This is a genomic window from Enterococcus sp. ZQ21 (genome assembly GCF_030053755.1).
GTDB classification, from domain to species: Bacteria; Bacillota; Bacilli; order Lactobacillales; family Enterococcaceae; genus Enterococcus_B; species Enterococcus_B lactis.
On sequence record NZ_CP125658.1, the window covers coordinates 1,878,767 to 1,900,118 of the forward strand.

Consider the following 21,352-nt stretch of genomic DNA (forward strand, 5'->3'; position numbering starts at 1 on the left):
ATTAATTCTCCTTTTTTAAATACAAGTAAGAAATGCTTCCCAAATAATACCAGAAAACAATTGAAATGACATCGCGCTTATTGAAAAGTACATGAGCCTCCACCATTTCATCTATAAAAATAGATAGTATAAAAATTAAAACAATACCAAGAAACGCATAATTCACTTTACTTCTAAAAAATGTTTTGAGTAAACTAAAGATATTTAACACATAGAAAGCATAGATACATATAAAAGCAATTATACCACTTGATACAAGTACTTGAAGAAATCCATTATGCATGTTTCCATGTGCTCTTTTTAGTTCATTCACATCTGTAGTATCAAGATCTACTTTTTTCAAAAATTTTGCATCGCTATTCCCATAGAAATCGGTCTCTCCATAACCAAATAACAAAGTTGGTCTTATAACTTTAAGCGCAGCTTTCCAAATCGTAAAACGACCAGCTGAAATTTCGGAGTTATCACTAGAATGCTGTAATATTACTTCTTTTTCTGGAAGTGGAGTTTTATCTGATTCATTTGACTCTATAACTTCTACTTTTCTATCAATCGATACAGGAATTGTTGCTAAAAAATCCTTAGCATAATTAGTACCAAAAGAAAAATATACCAATAGAACTAATAATATGCTTACCATCCATTTGATTTTTACAGGTAGTACTTCTCTAATGCTCTTTCTAAATTTTGAATTGGCAAACAACAAAAGAAATAATACTAAAAAAGAACAAATTACTACCTGGGCACCTCTAGACGAAGAAAGTGTAATATAAAATATTTGTACGATAAAATTCATCATATAAAAAACACGAATCGTTTTTGTTATTTTTGAAATTAATACACTAATTAAACTTAAAATAATAGAAGTATATCCAAACATAGCTCCAACATTTGGACTTGTATAGACACCAAATAACCGATGTTCAATAAAACCTTGTCTTGCAAGTAATCCTGGCGTTCCTGTTGGGACATGATAAGAAATCAAAAAAATAAATTGATAGATAGATATTAGCGCAGCTAAAAAAATTATGATAATGAAAACATTATTAAAATACACCATTTTTTTCTTTTTTTCCTCTTCACTTTGTGAAAAGTCTGCAGGAAAAATTACTATCAAAGTAATCAGCAAATATCCAAAATTATAAATAGATGGAATTAAAAAATTTTCTCTGTTAATGATTATAGTTAAGATAAAACTAATCATTGCTCCAATCAGTAGCCAAGAAAAACGCATTTTAAAAAAATTTTTCTTTATAAAAACCTCATACAAAACTATAATTCCACCCCAAGCAAAAGCTATTTTCATCGGGATATTAGTTACATTAAAAGTACTAGGCATAAAATAAAGCAGACAAATGATTAAATTTATTACTCGAAACGCATCTCGACTTAATAAACTCTTCTCTAAAACAGGTACTATTCTATTCATCTATATTTCCAACTTTCAAAATTTCTTTATCAATTCTATTTAATAGTTTATCAGAGTAATCCGATTTAACTTTTCTTACAAATAATTTTTCACTTTCTTTTATTTGATCTATATCCCTTTCATCAAACCATTTGTTCATGGAAGGATCAATAATATGAATATTTGCTAATTTCGAAGTTTGTAAAGTAGTTTCTTCAATATTTTTCAATTCAAGTGGTAAATCTGGTCCTCCAATAACATTTTTATTTTTGAACGAGGAATTAAAAAAAAGTGTATGAAAAAATTTTTCATCTGGGGCAAACATACCTATTTTAAAATTCAGGTAGTCTTGTTGATTTTGTTCATACATTTGTATTAATTCTGTTAGGCATTCTTTCGACAAAGCCCACCATTGAGAACCATGATACAAATCAAATTTATGGTGTCTAATTTTTGGGGGAAGTTTAATCATCCTCAGACAACGATTAATTATAGCTCTAAAAATTTTAAATGCAGTTGTGTTATTCCTATTAATTCTAGGATAATCATGTTTTTGATATACATCTATATGTTTATAATAAAATTCTTTATGTTTAATTTGATCTAGATCTATTCCACGAATAAATTCCACTGAACTATTCTTTTTAAAATAATTATAAATATACTCATTATCTTTGATTGGATAATCAGCACCAGATAATAATACATATTTTAAATATTTCTCATTTTGTAATGCTCTCTTTACTAAATTGATTTCTGCTTGTACAATGGAAAAACCACCCCAATAAATTTTAACACGGTTTTTATTACATAAAAATTCAACATTATCATATGATTTAAATGCTTCAATAAATGGTTCTATATCAGTTTTTTTATCTATATGAATAATAAAAACTGCATTTTCGTTCAATCGATTGACCAATCTCTTTAAGTTGCCAATATCATTGTATGCCAATATCAAATAACATATTTTCAAAAATAATCACTCCTAAAATATCTTGAACATTTTTAATGATCTCTACTATATATACTCTCCATTTGTTCAGTAGTGTACGAAACATCATAACTCTTTAGTTCTTGTGTTATTTTATTAGCATACGGCTCTTTTATTACTTTTTTTGCCCATTCTTGTGGTGTTTCATCTAATGATACAAAATCCACATTATTTGTTAACTTTGTATCTTTGGAAATAGTATCTGCTAAGACTAATTTTAATTTTGCTGCTTGTGCTTCTAATCCAACCATTGGCAGACCTTCATAAAGAGAAGGCATTACAAAAACATCCATCACAGATAATAACTCGGGAATATCGTTTCTTTCTCCTAAAAATTTTACTCTTTTCTCTATATCCAATTCTACTGCTTTGGCTTTCAGTTTATTTCTAAGTGACCCTTCACCTACTAAAATCAAGTAAGAATCAGAATTCATTTTTAGTATTTCTAAAAAAATCTCTAACAAATAAGATTGATTTTTTTGTTTCTCTAATCGTCCAATGTTTCCCACAACAAAAGTACTCATTGAGATATCCAATTCTTTTCTCTTATTAACCTTAGCTTCTGAATTTTTACTATAAAGCTCTAAATCAATACCATTATGAACTATCTCAAAGGGATGGTTTTGAAACAGACTTTCACCAGCTTCTTGACTAACGGCAAGGTAGTCTGTTGCATTTTGTAACAACAATTTGGTTAAAAATTTACGCAATACATTCATTACAATATTTTGAGATTTTCCATCTTCAGTTGCATGGCTATGAGCAATTCTCTGTCTGATTCCATTCTTTTTGGCTAACCATAAATTAATTCCCCCGCCAAAATAAACCTGATTGTGAACTATAGAAAAAGATTCTTTTTTTAGTAACTTATTCACTTCTATTAAATATTTAAAAATATTTTTCTTAGGATTAGGTACAACAAAAATACGGCCTCCTAATCTTTCAATCTCTGAATGATAGTCTTGAACATCTGCATAATCTTCATAAATCAAAAAATCAAATTGATAGTTTGTACGATCAATTTTACGATATAAATTCATCATGAAAGACTCTGCTCCACCTAAACCCATTCGTCCCTGAAAGTGCAAAATTCTTTTCATTATATTTTCCTCCATTAACTAATATACTCGCTTCAAAGCAGCCATTAACCCTGGCATTTTCACTTCAACGAAGCTTCCAACTTTTACAGCAGATAAAAATAGTGGAGCTGGCATATTGTAAAGCAACTTTGTTATTTTTTTTGCTGAAGAATCCGTCTTAGCAATTTGCTTGGCTTCTCGGATCACTGGATCACTCAATATCTGCTTTGCTTCGTCTTTCTTCTCTTTTGAAGTTCTTGCAGAGGTACTATAAATAGAAAAAATAACTGAAGTTGTCCCTTTTAAAAGAAGCGCCGCCATACCGTCTTTATTAATATCGTCTGTTACAGTATTTGCTAATGAATAGAATTCTTTAAATGTTTCGAACTTGTTAGGTCGGTATTGATTAGTGATCCCCTTCCCACCTTCAAATTCATAAATATATTCTACTTTTGGGTTCATGATCACTTGATGACAGTATTCATAATAATGTAAGTTAAATATTCGATCCTCACAACTATTATAAGTTTTAAATAGAATTTGGTTATTTTTCAGAATATCGCTACGATAGCATTTGTTCCATACAACATACATCAACTGTTCATTCATTAACTGATACATGTCTTTTATAAACTCTTCGTGAGTTAGATAGTGACATTCTGTAACTAAGTTTTCTTTTTCGGAAACGATTCTTCCCTCGTCCATTGTACGAAAAACAAACGAACTAACAACAAGATCCGCTTTTGGACTCTTTTCTAGCAAATGATCATAATCTGACAAGATCGTTTTTACTGGCGTGTCATCTGCATCGAAGAATAAGAGATATTCTCCTTTTGACTGTCTTATTCCTTCGTTTCTTGCTAATCCGGGCCCTTGATTGGTCGTAGTAATCAATTCAAAACGTTCATCATTTTCAATCAGTTCTTGAATGATTTCCTGTGTTTGATCTGTTGATCCATCATTTACTAAAACGACTTCGTACTCTTCATAATCCAATTCTTTTAGAATATCAATCGTTCGACCAATAGTTGCTTCTGCATTGTATACTGGTACGATTATGCTGAATTTCGGATTGTTCATTTTTACGCCTCCCAACTAGCGAAAGATTTTTTCATTCGGAAAAGCAATTTCTGCCAATGAGATCACATTTTCGTCTTCTTCAAGTCCTTGAGAGGACATTTTATCAAATAGGATCTTGATGGTTTGCAGCAAGATCTTTAAATCAAGCATCAATGAATATTTTTTGATATAAAGTAAATCAAAACGTAATTTACTGTTGTAATCAGAGACATATTTTCCATAGACTTGTGCATACCCAGTGATACCAGCACGAACATTATGCCGTAAGTAGTAATAAGGGTTTTCTGCATTGAACTGATCGACGAAGAAAGGACGTTCAGGACGTGGTCCTACGATCGACATATCGCCTTTCAGCACATTGAAGATTTGTGGTAATTCATCAAAGCGGACAGCTCGAATAAATTTACCTACAGGCGTTACTCGTGCATCATTGCTCTTAGCTAAAACTGGTCCAGATTTTGCTTCGGCTGTGGCGGTCATCGAGCGGAATTTATAGATTGAAAATTCCTTTTGATTTTTTGTGATCCGCACTTGTTTATAGATGATTGGTCCCGGTGATGTCACTTTGACTAAAATTGCTGTGAATAACATAAATGGTGAAGCAATAACTAATAAAACAAGTGAAACGATGATATCAAACAAACGTTTGAATAGTTCATATTCAGGTTGGATTCTAAATCCAGATGCTTCAATAATACTTTCATCTTCGAAATTCATAATATTTGGATTGATCAATGTCAAGTTTTCAAATGTTGTATTCAAAAACAATTTTTTTTCATTTTTAGTAACTAATTGATAGATTTTGATTTTTTCAGTTTCTTCGATATGAGAAGCAAGATAGACAATATCGATGTCTTTAATCATATTTTTGATGTTTGCATAATAGTTATCAAGAATGACTGCTTCGACTTTATGTTTGTTGTTTTTCTTTGAACCAAAATTTTGGATTGCTGGTGCGACATCCTTTTCTAACCCAATAATGACGACCTTTTTATCTCGACTTACGCGTAAATAAAGTTTATATACGAGAATACGATAGATACTTAAGAAAAGCGTACCGAGAACAAATGAAAGTAAGATAACAAGACGTGGAAAAGCAAACCAGCGGCCCGCAAAAGTCACTACCATGATCCCTAGTGTCATCAATACCTGACCGATGACTGTGACAAACACGATGTCACTGATCATTCGATTATAAAAAACATATGCACCCAACAAAATGTTCAACGCAATAAAAATCACTGAAATAATAATTGCTGAGTGTTGGAAAGTTTCTAAATTTCGTAATGGGATCTCTCCACGAAACTTCAGTAAGAAACTACTATATATTGCTGCATTGTATACAATAACATCCATTAATATAATGAATATCCGTCGTGCAGCACTCCATTCTCCATTTTTATTCATATATACACTCCTAATCACAAAATAATACCTCTATTATCTTACCATAGTCACCTTTAAAAACCTAGTTTATAAGCAAATTGTAATGGAATTTAAAAATGTCTAATAAAAAGCTTTATACACCTCTAATCAAGACAAGGACTCTAAATTACAAATCTCCAGATGAATCGATTTTCACTAATGTTGGTAAATTAAAGAAGTCGAAGTATTTGCTGCTTTTTTTATCCACTCATAAAGTGAACCTTTATATTTTTCAGAGAATCCATCTTCCCAAAGCGCTGTCTAGTCCATAAGAATACCTGTATTACGTGAAGAATCGAAAAAATTGAAATAGATTTTTAATGACATTATGCTTATAGAAGAAAGTGAGGTAATATCTTATGAATAAACAAGAGTTGCATGATTTTATTGGTTTTCGACAACCAAATATATGTCAAATTGTCGCATATAAGGATGGGGTAGAAGTTTATACAGATGAATGGAATGGTTATAAAAAAGACGATACTTGTCATATCATGTCAGCAACGAAAAGTATTGTATCTTTGCTGATTGGCATTGCTTTAGAGCAAGGATTAATCAAAAGTATCGATGATAAAGTATTAGATTATTTTCCAGAGTATAAAGTGAAACGCGGGGAGAAAACTATTTACGCTATTACAATCAAGCACTTGCTAACAATGAAAGCACCCTACAAATGTAAAGGCGATCCATGGACAAAAGTCTGTTCAAGTGAAGATTGGACAAAGACATCACTAGATTTATTGGGAGGAAGAAAAGGTATAACCGGCGAATTCAACTATCAAACTGTCTGTTTACACATATTAACTGGCTTGTTGTATCAGACAAGTAAGCTAACAACTGTTGATTTTGCCAATAAGTATCTATTTGATCCTATAGGGATACCAAACCATGTCAATTATTATGCTGAAACAGCTGAAGAACATAAGCAGTTTACAATGGATAAGTCTCCTAAAACCAATGTCTGGTTTTGTGATCCACTAAATATCGGGACGGCAGGATATGGTTTGTGTTTATCGGCAAGTGATCTGGCAAAAATTGGTGTATTATGCCTAAATAAAGGGATGTATAAAGGAAAACAAATCGTACCACCCATGTGGATAAACGAGATGTTCAAACCTAGAACCAGTGCTTTAGAAGACTTACAAAATATGAGATATGGCTATTTATGGTGGGTATTAGATTCTGAGAACGAAATATATTCAGCAATTGGTAATAGTGGAAATGTTCTTTATATTGACGCTAAGAACAATCTGGTTATCTCCATCACTTCTTATTTTAAACCCATGATAATTGATAGAGTGGCTTTTGTAGAGGAATACCTTAAACCATTTATTTTAAAATAGCCTATATTAAAATAAAATATCGATTCTTTGACAGCTAGGGTTCGTGAAACTTTGGCTATGATTTTGTATCTATTGGCGCTCTGAGCATGAATAAGAGCGTGGGACAAAAGTAAGAAACACTTTTGTCTCATTCTTTAAAAACGAATAAACGGTGGGAGCAGAAGCAACTTCTTCTTAAATAAGCCGAAATTCACAAAAATTTGAAAAAGCAATTTTCGTGAATTTCTTCTTATTTCTCGGAGTTAAACACTTCTGTCCCAACCTCGACTTATTTTTTTGAGTCGGCACCTTCTGCCTTTTTTTGACAAAAAACTATAAAAAGCCGTTATGTGCGAGCGAATCACAACATAACAGCTTTTTATTATAGTTTAATCTGGTCTCAACGAAAAGTCGCCGATTCCTTCTTTTGTTAAATTATCATTGTAAAATGGATCATGCGCAATATATGCTGGCCATTTATCTTGCATTTTTTTGATTTCACCAGCAAAACGTCTTTGTTTTTCTGGAGTATCTTCATAACCTCTTGATTTAGATTCGAAATGGTACAATTCTGCTTGATGTGCATAGACATTGTAACGACCCAGTTCATAAACTTTCAAGCACAAGTCAACATCGTTGAATGCTACTTCTAATGTTTCATCAAACCCGTTAACAGCATTGAAGTCAGCTGCCTTGACCATCATACAAGCTGCAGTGACTGCTAAGTAATTGACGTCAATGACCAATCGGCCGAAATAACCACAATGTGTTCGATCATAGTTATTCAATGCATGCCCTGCAACACCACCGATTCCTAATAATACTCCTGCATGCTGCGTTGTATCATCTGGATAAAACAGTTTTGCTCCTACACAGCCGATTCGATCAAACTGTGCATAAGAAACCATCACCGTCATCCAATCTGGCTCAATCACTTCTGTATCGTTATTCAAGAATAAAAAGTATTTGCCGTTTGCTTTTTCTGCTGCTAAATTGTTAATTCGAGAATAATTGAATGGAATGTCAATCAATTCTACGATAAAGCGGTCTTTCAGCTGATGCTTGTATTCTGCAAATAATTCTTGCATTTTTGGATCTGTACTTCCGTTATCCGCAATAATGATTTCATAATTTGAATAAGACGTTTTTTCGATGATCGAATCCACACAAGTTTTTAGATCTTCATAGCCATTCTTCGTTGGAATGATCACACTGACCAAATCCTCTTGCAAGACGTCATAAGCAATCTCATAAAATCCAGAAATTCTGCCAGGACGTACGCTTCCTTTGATGTTTCTTCTAGACAGGGCATCTGTCAATGCTTTCACTCCGGAATCATAGATATAACTTTTGGCTTCGCCATTACTTGCAGTTGATCCTGGGATCGTCCGCCAATGATACAAGACTCGGTCAATGTGGTAAATATGATCTGCAGGGATTTGTTCTGTCACACGAAGGACCAAATCATAATCTTGAGAACCTTCATAGCCTTTACGGAAACCGCCAAGTTCTTTAACAATGCTTGTTCGATATACGCCTAAGTGAGAGATATAATTATTTCCCATCAATGTATCAGGCGACCAGTCTGCTTTGAAATGCGGATCAAAGCGATTGCCATCTGCATCGATTTTATCTTCGTCACTGTAGATCACATCCAGTTCTGGATGTACGTTTAGCACTTTTGCCACTTCATATAATGCAAATGGCGGTAATTCATCATCATTATCTAAGAGTGCTATAAATTCTCCTTCTGCTATTTCCAATGCAGAATTAGTTGCCAGACTGATGTGTCCATTTTCTTTTCGGAAAACGACTTTGATTCTATCATCTTTTGCTTGATAGGATTCCAGACACTTTCGGATAGCTGGATCAGTAGAAGCATCATCACTGATACATAGTTCCCAATGATCATACGTTTGATCCAGTACCGAATCAATGCATTTTTCGAGCCATTTGATTTCAACGTTATAGACAGGCATAAGTATGGAAATCAATGGACGGTACGCAAATCCTTGTGCTTCTTTCCTTTGCTCTTTCAAATCTGGTTTCTCATGACGACTGATCCACTCTGCATAGTCGATCGATCCTGGCTTCAATTCCAATTTGACCCGACGGATCGCTTTTTTTACGCCATGAGTCCTTGCATAATTTATCCCTTTTTTCAGTAATCTTTTTTTTCTTTCCCATGAAGATTCAATGCCGTCATCATAAGGGTATTTACCGTTTAATTTCACAGCTATGCCATTTTGATGTCTCGCTGTTTGGAAGTCTAAGATGGCTTTTCCTCTCATTTTCCCTGATAAACGTACCTTAAAACCGCTTTGGGTCTTAACATCAAGATTATATAAATGATTGATATCCAATCTTACGACATGTGTTGCTTCAGCAATCACATTTTCTTTTTCTACCTTTATCGTAGGGATTTCTTTGGTCACTTCATCAATTGCCCAGCCCACAATAAGCAAATCGCCAGTGGCCCGTTCACGAGTGATTTGATCGATAAATACGGCAATTTCTTTTTTTTGCACGATTCGTTTACTCCTTATCTTTATAAGTTAATCATTATTTACATTTCAATGATCCATGATTGGCCATTTTGAGCTACTGCTTCCACTAAGAATGAACGTTCTTGCTCGCAAAGGATTCGTAACTCAAATCCCGCTTCTGTTCCTTTTGCGAGCTGTTCTGCTTGATTGACTTCTTCTCGTGAAACAGGAATTGCTTCGAAAAATGGCGATTGGTCAGCTGATAACTTATAGGACAAGGGCTGGCGATCCGAATTAGCGATTCCCCATCCGATGATTTTTAATATTTTTGTTTCTGCATCCCAGATTTTCTCGTCAATACATATAGAAAGTTCTTTTTCTTGGATTTTTTTCGAAGTTTCTTTCTTACGTCGTCCTAGTCTATGTTTTATTGTCCATTCATCACTTTCCAACAATGTGCAATAGCGATTTGTGGTTGTTTTTAACGTATGGTCTAGTCTTGTATTTTCCTCAAGAAGATGATGATTTTCTCTTTCTAATTCGTCATTTTTCTCAGAAAGCTGCTTTGTGACTTCAGCCATGGGACGAATCGTTTCCAACAATTCTTTCATTGTTGGTGTCAATTCCCCGATAAAGCGATAGTGACAATGGATAGTCACTTCTTTCCCAGAAATATCCGTTAGAACGAACTCTGGTAATTCTTTCCCATCAAACAAATAACAATCATTTACTGTTTTGACTACAGCATTCGAATCGATAAATGTTAGTTTTTCTCCGGCAGCTTCTGCGCTGAATTCGATAAAGCTAGGTTGTTGCGCGAAGCGAAACACCATTCTTTCTGTTGTTTCTGATACGGGGAAACTTAGTGTCTCATTTTCCCCTGTGAAATTATTGAATGGTATTTGTTGGATTGTTTCATCTTGTTTCGTTTGCTGGGTTACTTCTAACACTTTTACATAATTAGAATTTTGTGGCTCTGCAATGGAACTTTGTGCTACTGGATGTTTCATCAATGAGAAAAAGTATTGGTAGACTTCACCAAATGGTCGCATTTTGAAATCATAGCGTACAGCTTCCGGCAATTCTTCATAAGTTGATTTTAATTCTGTATCACCTACAGCTAAGTACAAATAATCTTCAATATTAATGAATAATCCCGCTTTTTCAAAAACTTTTTGGAAGCCATCATGAGTATAAAAAGAATTATGGGTTTCATCTAGGAGACCATAAGAAGCCCACGGCAACTGGTTATTGAACAAATCGATCATGACAGAATTATGCGCCAAGTTAGGGAATGTAATCAGGATCTCTCCTTCTTCATTCAAAAATTCTCTGACTTTCTTCAATGTTTTTCCAGGATCTACCAAATGTTCTAAAACATCCGCAAACAAGACGTAATCAAATGTCTGTCCAGCATAATAGTTTGCCCACTCAAAACTTTCGATATCACCATAAAATCCATCTTGAGCAAATTCGCTGACAAAATCGAACAATTCCTTATCTAACTCAACAATGCTCACTTCACATTGTTTTGCTCCGATTAAATGTTTCGTTAATCGGCCGTTTCCGGGACCAAACTCTAAAACTTTACTTCCTGGTTTGATCTGTGCGGCAATTTTTCCCACACTGCTTTGTTCATCTAGGTCCATTTCAAAATCATATTTCATTGCTATGAGTCCCTTCTTCCCATTTATGGTCTAAGACCACGATGCCTTCTCCGATATAAGAACCGCTGACAAACAAGTTCATGTACTTTGTCTTATATACCAAAGGAACCGTTGCATTTTCTTCAAAGACCGCAACGTCAAAATAATATTCACCAGCTAACAAACCTAACTTTTCATACTCCAGATAAAAGATATTCTCTCCTTTTTTCCAAGGAATCTTGATACCATCTAGTAGAGTATTAAGTCCGCATACATAAAAATTGTCGACTGTTCGTAGCGCAATTCCTAAAACCGGATTTTTGATTGTATCATCTTTTACTTCATAAGTTACTTTAACGTATAGTTTTTCTCCTTGTTCCAGCATATCCACCGGATTTTTGTCTTTATCCAACAATTCCGCTTTCGTCACGTCGACGATATCTGGAGCGGCGAACCGTTCTACTTGGTTTTTATTCCGATCCACTGTTTTAACTGATTTTTTCTTTAAAAAGTTTTCATAATTCGTCGTTACTTCCATCGTATCGCCATATTCGACGACTTCTCCGTTTTTCAACCAATAGGAACGATCACAAAAACGACGAATCGAACTGATATCATGAGAAACGAATAAAATCGTCTTTCCCGAGTTCTTGATTTCTGTAAATTTTTCCATACATTTTAGTTGAAATTCAAGATCGCCTACTGCCAATGCTTCATCCACAATCAAAATATCGGGATTCACATTGATTGCTACAGCAAAAGCTAGACGAACGAACATCCCGCTTGAATAAGTTTTTACAGGTTGATAAATATGGTCTCCGATGTCAGCAAATTCAATGATATCATCGACCATTTCATCGACTTCTTCTCTTGAAAAGCCTAGTACCATTCCATTTAAATAGATATTTTCATAGCCAGAATACTCAGGATTGAATCCTGAACCTAGTTCTAGCAAAGCAGAGATTTTCCCTTCGATTTCCATCGTACCGGATGTTGGTGTCAGTACCCCTGTAATGATTTTCAACATCGTAGATTTTCCGGATCCGTTTTCTCCAACGAAACCGATCATCTCACCTTTTTTTATTTCTACATTCACGTTTTTCAACGCATAAAACACATCATGATAGGATTTCTTAAAAGGATTAAGAGCTTCACGAAATCGATCCGACGGTTTTGCGTACATATTATAAGATTTTGTGATATCTTTTAGTCTAATTGCATATTCTGTCATAGCTATTCTCCTTACAGCACATCTGAAAAATGTGGTTTCAATCTACGGAACACTGCAGAGCCGATTACGAACATTACTAACGTGAACACCCAGAAATACAAAGTATATGTTCCATGCTCCCAGAACCAAGCTTCACTTAAAAACGACTCACGATAGCCTTGAACAACATAGTACAGCGGATTTAATTTCAATATGCTTACAAGACCTGAGTCAAACTGGTTCGGGCTCCATAATATCGGCAATGTCCACATAATCAACTGCAGGACGATCGTAATCAATTGCATGATGTCTGGTAAAAATGGTTGGATGGATGCTGTCAGCCAAGTCAATCCTGTCAAGAAAGCACACATGCAAAATAGATAGTAAATCAGCTGTAAAGACATGGCTGAAGGATATATACCATTTATAAGCGCAACAGCTATGCCAATCAGAATGAAGAATAAATGGGTGTACAGATTAGATAGGATTTTCGTCGTGGGCAAGATACGAATATTGAATACGACTTTCTTTACTAAATAAGTATATTCCCGAAAAACAACCGTAGTTGATGCAAAGGCATCAGAGAAGAAGAACCAAGGAATCATCCCTGTAACTAAATATACGATAAATGGGTATTTTGCATCGATCATTTGTGCTTTCAATCCAACGCCAAATACCAGCCAATAAATCAATACAGTAAATAATGGATTGATAAACGCCCATAAGATTCCTAAAAACGATCCTGCATATCTTGATTTGAAGTCATTGATCGAAAACTGTAGCAGTAATTTTCTGTTCTGATAAATGTCCTTCATAAATAAATACAAATCTTTAAACATTTGTGTTCCTCCAAGCGATTTCAGTGAATTACAGTCAAGTGCCATTTTACCATATTTTTGGTACCGAGCTGCGTTCTTATTTATTTCTTAATTTTCTATGATACAAGATTTTCTCTAACGTTTCTATTTTACAGAAGATGCTAGACAATTGCAATAAACCAAAAAAGGCTGCGACGGTTGTCACAGCCTCTCTCGTATTTTGCGCCTATCAATGATAGCGTTGGATCCTGGAAGAATGAGCGCTATCTGGTTGTTCCTCATAACTTGGATCTCCAGCATTCATGTCGTCATATGGCTCTTCTATGTCATAGTATTCTTCCATAACTTTCGTTTCGTCATAGCGATGAACGGCCATAGCCAACAGGATATAAATAATCGGAACCCACGGGTATGAAGTCAATGTATCCTCCATAAATGACTGCATCATCACCGCAAAAAAGGCCCAGATAAAAGTCATCTGCCCGTTGGATAAATCTGCTTTCAACGTTAAGCGACCAATAAAAAGGATAAGCAGCAAAGCAGCAATTCCAAACCCTATTAACCCATAGATATTCAAAATAGAATTATAACTATTGTGGTTTCCTAAAAATTGGTTTCCTCGTTGGAAGATGAATGTTTTCATCCCAAGTAAAACTTGCTCAGATTTTTCTCCTAGCGTCTGATAGAATTTATGCCAAATATCTTCTCGACCGGTAAACAAATTGACTTTTTCGGAAACAGCGGCTAGATAAGAAATCGGTAAAGCTAAAAGAATCGTAGCCGTATAGGCAATAAACGGCGCACGAATGACACGCATCAATGATTTAGGGAAAAGATCCAATATCGCAAAAACAATCAATGCAACTAATGCGCCTCTTGATTGACAGACCCAAATGCCTAAAAAGGCTGCAACGACTGCTATCGCACCGATGATACGAACATACCACCGTTCAAAAGAACTGGCAAATCCGCTGATCAATAAAGCAAGAGTCATCAAAGAACTTCCGATTGTATTCGTATTGATCCAAATATCAGAAAGCGAATTGCCTGGAGTCCAGATGCTTTGTCCTTCTGGTACTTGGATCTCTGTAAATACACGATATAATGTGATTCCGAGGAAGACCGTAAAGACAAGCAGATAAATACCGCGATCCCATTTTGTCCACTCAATCCATTTAATTACTAAACAAAATAAAATAATCAAAGGAAACAGTAAATCTCCAAATAAAGACTCATTTCTTAATTCCCGAAAGTAAGAAAAGAAAATGAAAAGTGCAAGCGCAACACCTAGATAAAGAAAATCGACGCCTTTTGCTTTATAAACATTTAAAATGAGCAAAATAGCCACACTAAAAGTGATAAGTAGCGAACTGTTGTTATATATAAACAAAGTGGTTGGGAAGCTTAATCCTGCTGTCCAAACAGAAAAGACCAGCGTCAGCAACAAAAGCAAGAAACCAGCACTCATTTTGTTGACAAATTTTTGTACGATTGCTTGAATTATCTCCACTCTCCTTTCTAATAATACTTCAGGGTTATTCTCAGCTAGCCCATTACTGTAAGACTAGCTGATTTTCCTGAGTTTGTGTTTGTGGTACATCTGGATAATCCGGATATTCTACTTTAAAAATCATATAACCGTCTTTGTCCGGTCCATATAGTTGTGTGAATTGAGCTTCATATAACTGATTGTAATCAGTTAACGGTCGCTTACTGATTACATAGTTGATCCCTAATTTTTCTGCGTCTTCAAAATTCAACGTGACCGAGAACATATCTGGACGATCTAAAATGAACTTTGTATCTTCCTTAGCGATAAAAGCTCTTGTGTGAGCATACCGATTATAATACTTCTCATGTTCTTCTTTTGGATCGATTTTCTTCCATGCAGCCATATCTGGATAAAAGCGGACTGTATTGAAAGATTTCACACCCAAAGTTGGGGTGAAATTATACAGTTCATCTTCAGTCAACCAGACTTTGCCAGGATCTTGTTGATCGATTTTTCGGATTTCTTTTGCCAGTGTTTTTTCAAAAATCGCTCCAGTACCTTCTACGACTGGATTGACAAAGAAACCAGATGCGATGATCACGGCGGTAAAAGCAAGATAAAACGAGCGTCTCCAGCCAAATAATGCAAAAGCTAGAATCACTGTTCCCAACACAGCAACTGCGATGGTTTCGAAATCTGAAAAATAATTATCCATCTTCGAATGAGTAATTGCATAGAAATAAGACCATGCGTTTACTGCCAGTAAAATGAATTTATACCAAATAGGAATAACATCTTCTCTCCAAATATAAGCGATGAACCAAATTGATAATAGGCAAGCCGCAAAACTAAAAGTAAGGATGGCTCTTAAAGGAGGAACATAAGACAGCAGAGTAATTTCTGCTAGCCATTTTGGCAATCCAACGGTAATCCAAAAGATAGAAAACAGACAAAAAATCATCAAAATACGTCCCAATAACTTTTGTTCACTATCTTTTTTGCCAAATAACACAAATGGACTGGCTAGGAATACAGTCGGAAAGAAGTGATAGAACAAAGCCACTTCAGAGTTATTCGAATAGTTGATGTCTTCAAAAGGGATTTTCCAGTTTGTCAGGAAAGAAAAAAATTCGCCAATCGTCCACTTTCCACCGGTGCTGACTCGTTTTCCTGGATATAAGGTATCCAAAGAAGCTAACAATGCGTCTTTTGACGTCAACCAGAAATGAACCATGACTCCGCCAATAAATAAAACTGCCCCTCCAATCAACACTACATCCAACAGATCCCAAGAAATTTTCTTGCTGTAGTAAATAAGCAGGCCAACAAAATAAAAAATCAGCAAGTACGCTAGCATCACTTGATGGGCTGGGTAAATCACTAAAATAAACCCAATACCGAAAATAACTACCAAAAGCATCATCAACGTTCGTAGCCATTTTTTATCATGATTGTAGAAATAATGATAAAAAGCAGTCATCAATCCCAAAGTAAAGAAAATCAAATCGCCCACATGCTGCATGAACCACCACTGGACTGCGGGAGAAAATGTCAGCGCAAATGCACCGATCAGCGATAGAGCTTTTTTTCTCTTCGTTAATATCATCAGTACTTCGAATCCAAGCAAGACCATGACGACTAATTTCATCGCCCAATAAAAGGAAAGGCCTCGATCTCTTCCGAGGAAAAAGAATCCCCAGTTGAATGGTTTTCCGATAACCGTAATATCCTTTACAGGAGAATTATACGCAATGATCATGTTTTGTCCGTTCAGTGAATAATCTTCGTTCACCAACGGAAAGTCCTCTTCAGCTTGTGAGAGGTAAAAAGGTGTCTGCACCAGCCATTCATCTGACCGTACTTCCCGATTCTGTCCAAAAATCACATCAGTTTTTTTCCCATCGTCTCTTTGCGACACATATTTATCCCAAACACCAAGTGAACTTCCGTTTAAATTAAAAGTAACAATGACCACGATGACTAAAACGCCAATAAGGTATCGGAGTTTTAGAAACAGGTCAAGCACCAAATTCGAATCTGCCTGATTCGCTTTTGGTTTTTCTTTTCGTCGTGCACTTCTTGTTTGTTTTTCCATATCATGCTCCAAATTCTATTTGATAAAAAGGAAATTACTTATTCATTTTTTTGGCAGCTTCCAGCATTTGCGCAAGTGCTTCTTGCCAAGTTGGTATGACAAATCCTAACGCTTCTGTCTTTTTCAGGCTCATGACTGAATACTGCGGACGCGTTGCTTTTTGTGGAAATTCTTCCGATGTAACAGGCGCTACTTCCACATCTGTATCTTTCAATATTTCTTTGGCAAATTCATACCAAGAACAGCTATTTTCGTTCGACAAATGATAAATACCGAATGGTGCTTTTTCTTCGATGACATATACCATAAATTCTGCCAAAGTACGTGTCCAAGTTGGCCGCCCGAACTGGTCATTTACTACAGTCAGTTTGTCGCGGGTTTCCGCTAGGCGTTGCATCGTGAAGACGAAATTGTGTCCATAAATCCCGAAAACCCAAGAAGTTCGTATGATATAATAGTCTTCTAAAATCTCTTCTACTGCTTTTTCACCTAATAATTTCGTACGACCATATTCATTTAGTGGATTCGTTTGGTCATCTACTTCGTACTCTACATTTTTGTTTTTTCCATCGAAGACATAGTCTGTACTGATATAGACGAATTGAGCATTCACAGCTTTTGCTGCAAGTGCTACATTTCTTGTGCCATCGACATTGATTTTCTCATCTAATTCTTTTGCTTCATCTTCTGCTTTATCTACTGCTGTGTAAGCTGCGCAATGGAAAATAACATCCGGTTTTAATTCTGTAATATAAGCCATTGTTTTCTCGGCATCTGTGATATCCAAGTCTTTTGCATCTGTTGAAACATATGGCAGATTTTTTTCATCTAATAAATGACGCAATTCTGTACCTAATTGTCCATTTCCTCCAGTTAATAAAAACATATGGTTATCCGCTCCTTGATTTTTATTTTAAAAAAGAGACAGGCGAGCGCCTGCCTCACATGTGTTTTTCCATTAATACAGTGAAATTTCCTCTGTATTATTGTCCATTTTTGGCATATGCTGCTTCAACGGCCTCTTTTTCTTTTTTCCACCAGTCTTCATGTTCTTCGTACCATTTGATCGTGTCAGCCAACCCATCACGGAAGTTCGTAAACTCAGGCTGCCAACCTAGCTCTTCTCGCAATTTTGTCGAATCGATTGCATAACGCAAATCGTGCCCTGCACGGTCGTTTACATGGTCGTATGCGTCTTTTGGTTGACCCATCATTTCTAAGATCAATTCCATCACGGTCTTATTATCTTCTTCGCCGTCCGCACCGATCAGATAGGTTTCGCCAATTCTGCCTTTTGTCAAGATCAACCACACTGCTGAAGAATGATCATTTGTATGGATCCAGTCACGAACATTTTTCCCTTCACCGTATAGTTTTGGACGAATACCGCTTAAAATGTTCGTTACTTGGCGAGGTATAAATTTTTCAATATGCTGGTAAGGACCATAGTTGTTTGAACAATTTGAAATAGTTGCACGTAAGCCAAAAGAACGTACCCACGCTTTTACTAACAGATCTGAACCAGCTTTTGTAGAAGAATATGGGCTTGAAGGATTATATGGTGTTTCGGCAGTGAATTTTTCTCCTTCGCCTTCTCCATGTCCCGGTAGGTCTTCACGTAATGGAAGATCTCCGTAAACCTCGTCAGTAGATACGTGATGGTAGCGTACATCATACTTGCGGCAAGCTTCTAAAAGTGTATACGTACCAATGATATTCGTTTGTACAAATGGGAAAGGATCTTTTAATGAATTATCGTTATGGGATTCTGCCGCGTAATGAACAACTGCATCCGCTTCTTTTACTAGACGGTCCACTAATTCTGCATCTGCAACATCTCCTACGACTAATTCTACGCGATCGCTAGGAAGTCCAGCCAAGTTCTCTTTGTTTCCTGCATAAGTCAGTTTATCCAAAACAGTGACATGCACTTCTGGATGATTGTTTACCACGTAATGAACGAAATTAGAGCCGATGAATCCGGCACCTCCGGTAACAATGATGTTTTTCATAAGAAAATTTCTCCTTAATTCTTAGATTTCTCCGTAAACAAATGGATTTTCTGCTTCAAATTCTTTTAATGTCGGATGACGGTGATCTTTTTCCGACATAATCGCTCTTGATGGATCAATTGGCCAATCAATCGCTAAATCTGGATCATCAAATGCGATGCCTCCATCTGCTTCTGCATTATAGTAATTATCACACTTGTAAAGGAAGTTCACGTTTGGTGTCAAAGTAACGAATCCATGTGCATATCCTTTAGGTACAAGCAACTGACGATGATTATGTTCAGATAAGATAAATCCGTCCCATTGACCATAAGTCGGGCTGCCTTTGCGGATGTCCACTACTACGTCTAAAACTGCTCCAGTAACCACACGAATCAATTTTGTCTGTGCAGCTTCTCCTTTTTGGAAATGGAGCCCCCGAAGAACACCAGCTTCAGCAGATAACGAATGATTGTCTTGAACAAAGTCATAATCTAATCCATGTTCTGCAAATTTTGCTTTTGAATAGCTTTCTGTAAAAAAACCGCGATGGTCGCCAAAGACATCCATTTCCACGATTTTTACATCTGTTAATTTTGTATCTGTTACTTTCATCTGTAGGAACTCCTTATTCAGCGGCCAAATTCAATAAATATTGACCGTATTGATTTTTTTTCAAAGGCTGTGCAAGGGCTAGCAGTTGTTCTTTATCAATGTAGCCCATACGGTAAGCAATTTCTTCCAAACAAGCCACTTTTAAATTCTGACGTTTTTCAATCGTTTCGATAAAGGTAGATGCTTCAAGCAATGATTCATGTGTTCCTGTATCAAGCCAAGCAAATCCGCGTCCCATAAGTTCTACAGATAATTTTCCTTTATCCAAATATGCTTTATTGACATCTGTGATTTCTAATTCTCCACGTTCTGACGGTTTGATTCCTTTAGCAATAGAAATCACCTCATTGTCATAAAAATAAAGGCCAGTTACTGCGTAATTTGATTTTGGCTGAGCAGGCTTTTCTGCAATCGACAAAGCTTGCATATTCTCATCAAATTCTACTACACCAAAGCGTTCTGGATCATTGACATGATAGCCAAATACTGTCGCGCCTGCATCTTTTGAAGCTGCTCGTTGCAACATTTTAGACAGACCGCCACCGTAGTAAATATTGTCTCCTAATACCAAGCAGACACTATCATCTCCAATAAATTCTTCTCCAATGATAAATGCTTGTGCCAATCCATCTGGACTTTCTTGTACTGCATATTCGATCTGCAGTCCTAAATCATTTCCGTTTCCAAACAATTCCTTGAAACGTGGTGTATCTTGTGGCGTTGAAATAATCAGAATTTCTTTGATTCCCGCCAACATCAGAGTAGACATTGGATAATAAATCATTGGTTTGTCATAAATCGGCATCAATTGTTTCGATGTTGCCTTTGTTAAAGGGTACAGACGTGTTCCGCTGCCCCCAGCAAGAATGATTCCCTTCATGGATATATGCTCTCCTTTTTGATTTCAAATTTCACTTTGCTATTATCTCATCAATCGTTATATTTGTCATGGAAATATTAAGGATTTAAACATCTTTTATCAACGTTTAAACCATTTTCGTTTGATCAACGCCGTAATCAGATGAACACGCCAGGAAATTTTTTGGCGTAATTTAGAATGCGTTTCAATCTCACTCGCATTTAAATCATGTCTTCGATACAGTGTCAAAGGTTCTCTCAGAAACCCAGTCTTCCTTCCTCCCAACAAACCGATCCACATGTCATGCATAGGCACTTCTGAGGGAATCGGCAAAATATCGGATTTCAACGAAGAGCGAAAAGCCATACCTGCACCAATATAATGACTTCGTATCACATTATTGACCCATCCTTCTTTGGAATTTCGGAATGAAAAATAGGAAGCATGGATCTCTTGCAGCTTACTGTTCACAATGATCAAATCTGAAACGACTACTAACTGATCCGGATGCTGTTCAAAATAGTCAGTGATTTTTTTCACTTTTGTCTCTAACCAAACATCATCTTGATCTGCCAAAAAGATTAGCTCTCCTTTTGTCTGCTGGATCGCATAGCCAAAATTAGCGATCAACCCTTGACGAGGTCCTGAAAAAAGCTTTATCCGTCTATCTTTTTCTGCGTATTCAGTCAATATATCCCATGTATCATCTACTGACCCATCATCAGAAATAATCACTTCATCTTCTGCTGAAAGCTGAGATAAAATACTATCCAACTGCTCTCTTAAATATCTGCCCCCATTAAAGGTAGCTATACAAACCGAACGCACGAAT

General features: G+C 35.9%; 17 protein-coding genes. 1 reads left to right on the top strand and 16 read right to left on the bottom strand.

What is annotated here, in order from left to right:
- Window position 1: 1 nt before the first annotated feature.
- From QK255_RS09115 to QK255_RS09135, 5 genes are read right to left on the bottom strand one after another with little or no spacing between them, the layout of a single operon-like run.
- A complete protein-coding gene (locus tag QK255_RS09115) occupies window positions 2-1,429 on the bottom strand; it encodes an O-antigen ligase family protein (protein WP_002292877.1) in 1,428 nt (475 codons plus the stop codon).
- A complete protein-coding gene (locus tag QK255_RS09120; protein WP_002289068.1) occupies window positions 1,422-2,384 on the bottom strand; it encodes a beta-1,6-N-acetylglucosaminyltransferase in 963 nt (320 codons plus the stop codon). Before QK255_RS09120 ends, QK255_RS09115 begins: the two co-directional genes overlap by 8 nt.
- 32 nt (window positions 2,385-2,416) lie before the next feature.
- On the bottom strand, window positions 2,417-3,502 hold the full coding sequence (locus QK255_RS09125; RefSeq protein WP_002289069.1) for a glycosyltransferase family 1 protein: 1,086 nt from the start codon (window positions 3,500-3,502) through the stop codon (window positions 2,417-2,419).
- A gap of 18 nt (window positions 3,503-3,520) precedes the next feature.
- The gene (locus QK255_RS09130) at window positions 3,521-4,561 is read right to left on the bottom strand and encodes a glycosyltransferase family 2 protein (protein WP_002289071.1); all 1,041 of its coding nucleotides are present in this window, start codon (window positions 4,559-4,561) and stop codon (window positions 3,521-3,523) included.
- Between the two features lie 15 nt (window positions 4,562-4,576).
- A complete protein-coding gene (locus QK255_RS09135; protein ID WP_002289073.1) occupies window positions 4,577-5,968 on the bottom strand; it encodes a sugar transferase in 1,392 nt (463 codons plus the stop codon).
- A 377-nt stretch (window positions 5,969-6,345) separates the two neighbouring features.
- Between QK255_RS09135 and QK255_RS09140 the strand changes: the two genes are divergently transcribed.
- Window positions 6,346-7,329: a serine hydrolase domain-containing protein gene (locus tag QK255_RS09140; RefSeq protein ID WP_002289074.1), complete on the top strand. Its 984-nt coding sequence runs from the start codon at window positions 6,346-6,348 to the stop codon at window positions 7,327-7,329.
- A gap of 368 nt (window positions 7,330-7,697) precedes the next feature.
- Here the strand turns inward: QK255_RS09140 and QK255_RS09145 are convergent, their stop codons facing one another.
- From QK255_RS09145 to QK255_RS09195, 11 genes are all read right to left on the bottom strand, one after another.
- Window positions 7,698-9,836, bottom strand: a complete 2,139-nt coding sequence (locus QK255_RS09145) for a glycosyltransferase family 2 protein (protein WP_002289076.1) — start codon at window positions 9,834-9,836, stop codon at window positions 7,698-7,700.
- Between the two features lie 38 nt (window positions 9,837-9,874).
- On the bottom strand, window positions 9,875-11,461 hold the full coding sequence (locus QK255_RS09150; protein WP_002289078.1) for a class I SAM-dependent methyltransferase: 1,587 nt from the start codon (window positions 11,459-11,461) through the stop codon (window positions 9,875-9,877).
- Window positions 11,451-12,671 (bottom strand): ABC transporter ATP-binding protein, encoded by a 1,221-nt coding sequence (locus QK255_RS09155; RefSeq protein ID WP_002289079.1) that lies wholly within the window; start codon window positions 12,669-12,671, stop codon window positions 11,451-11,453. Before QK255_RS09155 ends, QK255_RS09150 begins: the two co-directional genes overlap by 11 nt.
- A gap of 11 nt (window positions 12,672-12,682) precedes the next feature.
- Window positions 12,683-13,489 (bottom strand): ABC transporter permease, encoded by an 807-nt coding sequence (locus QK255_RS09160; protein ID WP_002289081.1) that lies wholly within the window; start codon window positions 13,487-13,489, stop codon window positions 12,683-12,685.
- 208 nt (window positions 13,490-13,697) lie between these two features.
- Window positions 13,698-14,978, bottom strand: a complete 1,281-nt coding sequence (locus QK255_RS09165) for an EpaQ family protein (protein WP_002292878.1) — start codon at window positions 14,976-14,978, stop codon at window positions 13,698-13,700.
- A 43-nt stretch (window positions 14,979-15,021) separates the two neighbouring features.
- Window positions 15,022-17,055, bottom strand: coding sequence for a DUF7657 domain-containing protein (locus QK255_RS09170; RefSeq protein WP_002320026.1), 2,034 nt, complete (start codon window positions 17,053-17,055; stop codon window positions 15,022-15,024).
- Window positions 17,056-17,089: 34 nt separating this feature from the next.
- Entirely contained in the window at window positions 17,090-17,941 is an 852-nt protein-coding gene (rfbD, locus tag QK255_RS09175; protein ID WP_002314207.1) for a dTDP-4-dehydrorhamnose reductase, read from the bottom strand.
- A 97-nt stretch (window positions 17,942-18,038) separates the two neighbouring features.
- Complete coding sequence (gene rfbB, locus QK255_RS09180) at window positions 18,039-19,067, bottom strand: dTDP-glucose 4,6-dehydratase (protein ID WP_002292882.1); 1,029 nt, start codon at window positions 19,065-19,067, stop codon at window positions 18,039-18,041.
- Window positions 19,068-19,088: 21 nt separating this feature from the next.
- Window positions 19,089-19,661 carry a dTDP-4-dehydrorhamnose 3,5-epimerase gene (gene rfbC / locus QK255_RS09185; protein WP_002292883.1) on the bottom strand — a complete coding sequence of 191 codons (573 nt, stop codon included), beginning with the start codon at window positions 19,659-19,661 and terminating at the stop codon, window positions 19,089-19,091.
- Between the two features lie 13 nt (window positions 19,662-19,674).
- Window positions 19,675-20,541: a glucose-1-phosphate thymidylyltransferase RfbA gene (gene rfbA, locus QK255_RS09190; protein WP_283341532.1), complete on the bottom strand. Its 867-nt coding sequence runs from the start codon at window positions 20,539-20,541 to the stop codon at window positions 19,675-19,677.
- Between the two features lie 99 nt (window positions 20,542-20,640).
- Window positions 20,641-21,348 carry a glycosyltransferase family 2 protein gene (locus QK255_RS09195; protein WP_002292885.1) on the bottom strand — a complete coding sequence of 236 codons (708 nt, stop codon included), beginning with the start codon at window positions 21,346-21,348 and terminating at the stop codon, window positions 20,641-20,643.
- Window positions 21,349-21,352 lie beyond the last annotated feature (4 nt).

Coding starts and splice junctions, on each gene's coding strand:
- rfbC (WP_002292883.1), bottom strand. CDS start 19,661: ATGAAAGTAACAGATACAAAATTAACAGATGTAAAAATCGTGGAAATG.
- QK255_RS09160 (WP_002289081.1), bottom strand. CDS start 13,489: ATGTTTAAAGATTTGTATTTATTTATGAAGGACATTTATCAGAACAGA.
- QK255_RS09155 (WP_002289079.1), bottom strand. CDS start 12,671: ATGACAGAATATGCAATTAGACTAAAAGATATCACAAAATCTTATAAT.
- QK255_RS09150 (WP_002289078.1), bottom strand. CDS start 11,461: ATGAAATATGATTTTGAAATGGACCTAGATGAACAAAGCAGTGTGGGA.
- QK255_RS09170 (WP_002320026.1), bottom strand. CDS start 17,055: ATGGAAAAACAAACAAGAAGTGCACGACGAAAAGAAAAACCAAAAGCG.
- QK255_RS09130 (WP_002289071.1), bottom strand. CDS start 4,561: ATGAACAATCCGAAATTCAGCATAATCGTACCAGTATACAATGCAGAA.
- rfbD (WP_002314207.1), bottom strand. CDS start 17,941: ATGTTTTTATTAACTGGAGGAAATGGACAATTAGGTACAGAATTGCGT.
- QK255_RS09140 (WP_002289074.1), top strand. CDS start 6,346: ATGAATAAACAAGAGTTGCATGATTTTATTGGTTTTCGACAACCAAAT.
- rfbA (WP_283341532.1), bottom strand. CDS start 20,541: ATGAAGGGAATCATTCTTGCTGGGGGCAGCGGAACACGTCTGTACCCT.
- rfbB (WP_002292882.1), bottom strand. CDS start 19,067: ATGAAAAACATCATTGTTACCGGAGGTGCCGGATTCATCGGCTCTAAT.
- QK255_RS09125 (WP_002289069.1), bottom strand. CDS start 3,502: ATGAAAAGAATTTTGCACTTTCAGGGACGAATGGGTTTAGGTGGAGCA.
- QK255_RS09135 (WP_002289073.1), bottom strand. CDS start 5,968: ATGAATAAAAATGGAGAATGGAGTGCTGCACGACGGATATTCATTATA.
- QK255_RS09115 (WP_002292877.1), bottom strand. CDS start 1,429: ATGAATAGAATAGTACCTGTTTTAGAGAAGAGTTTATTAAGTCGAGAT.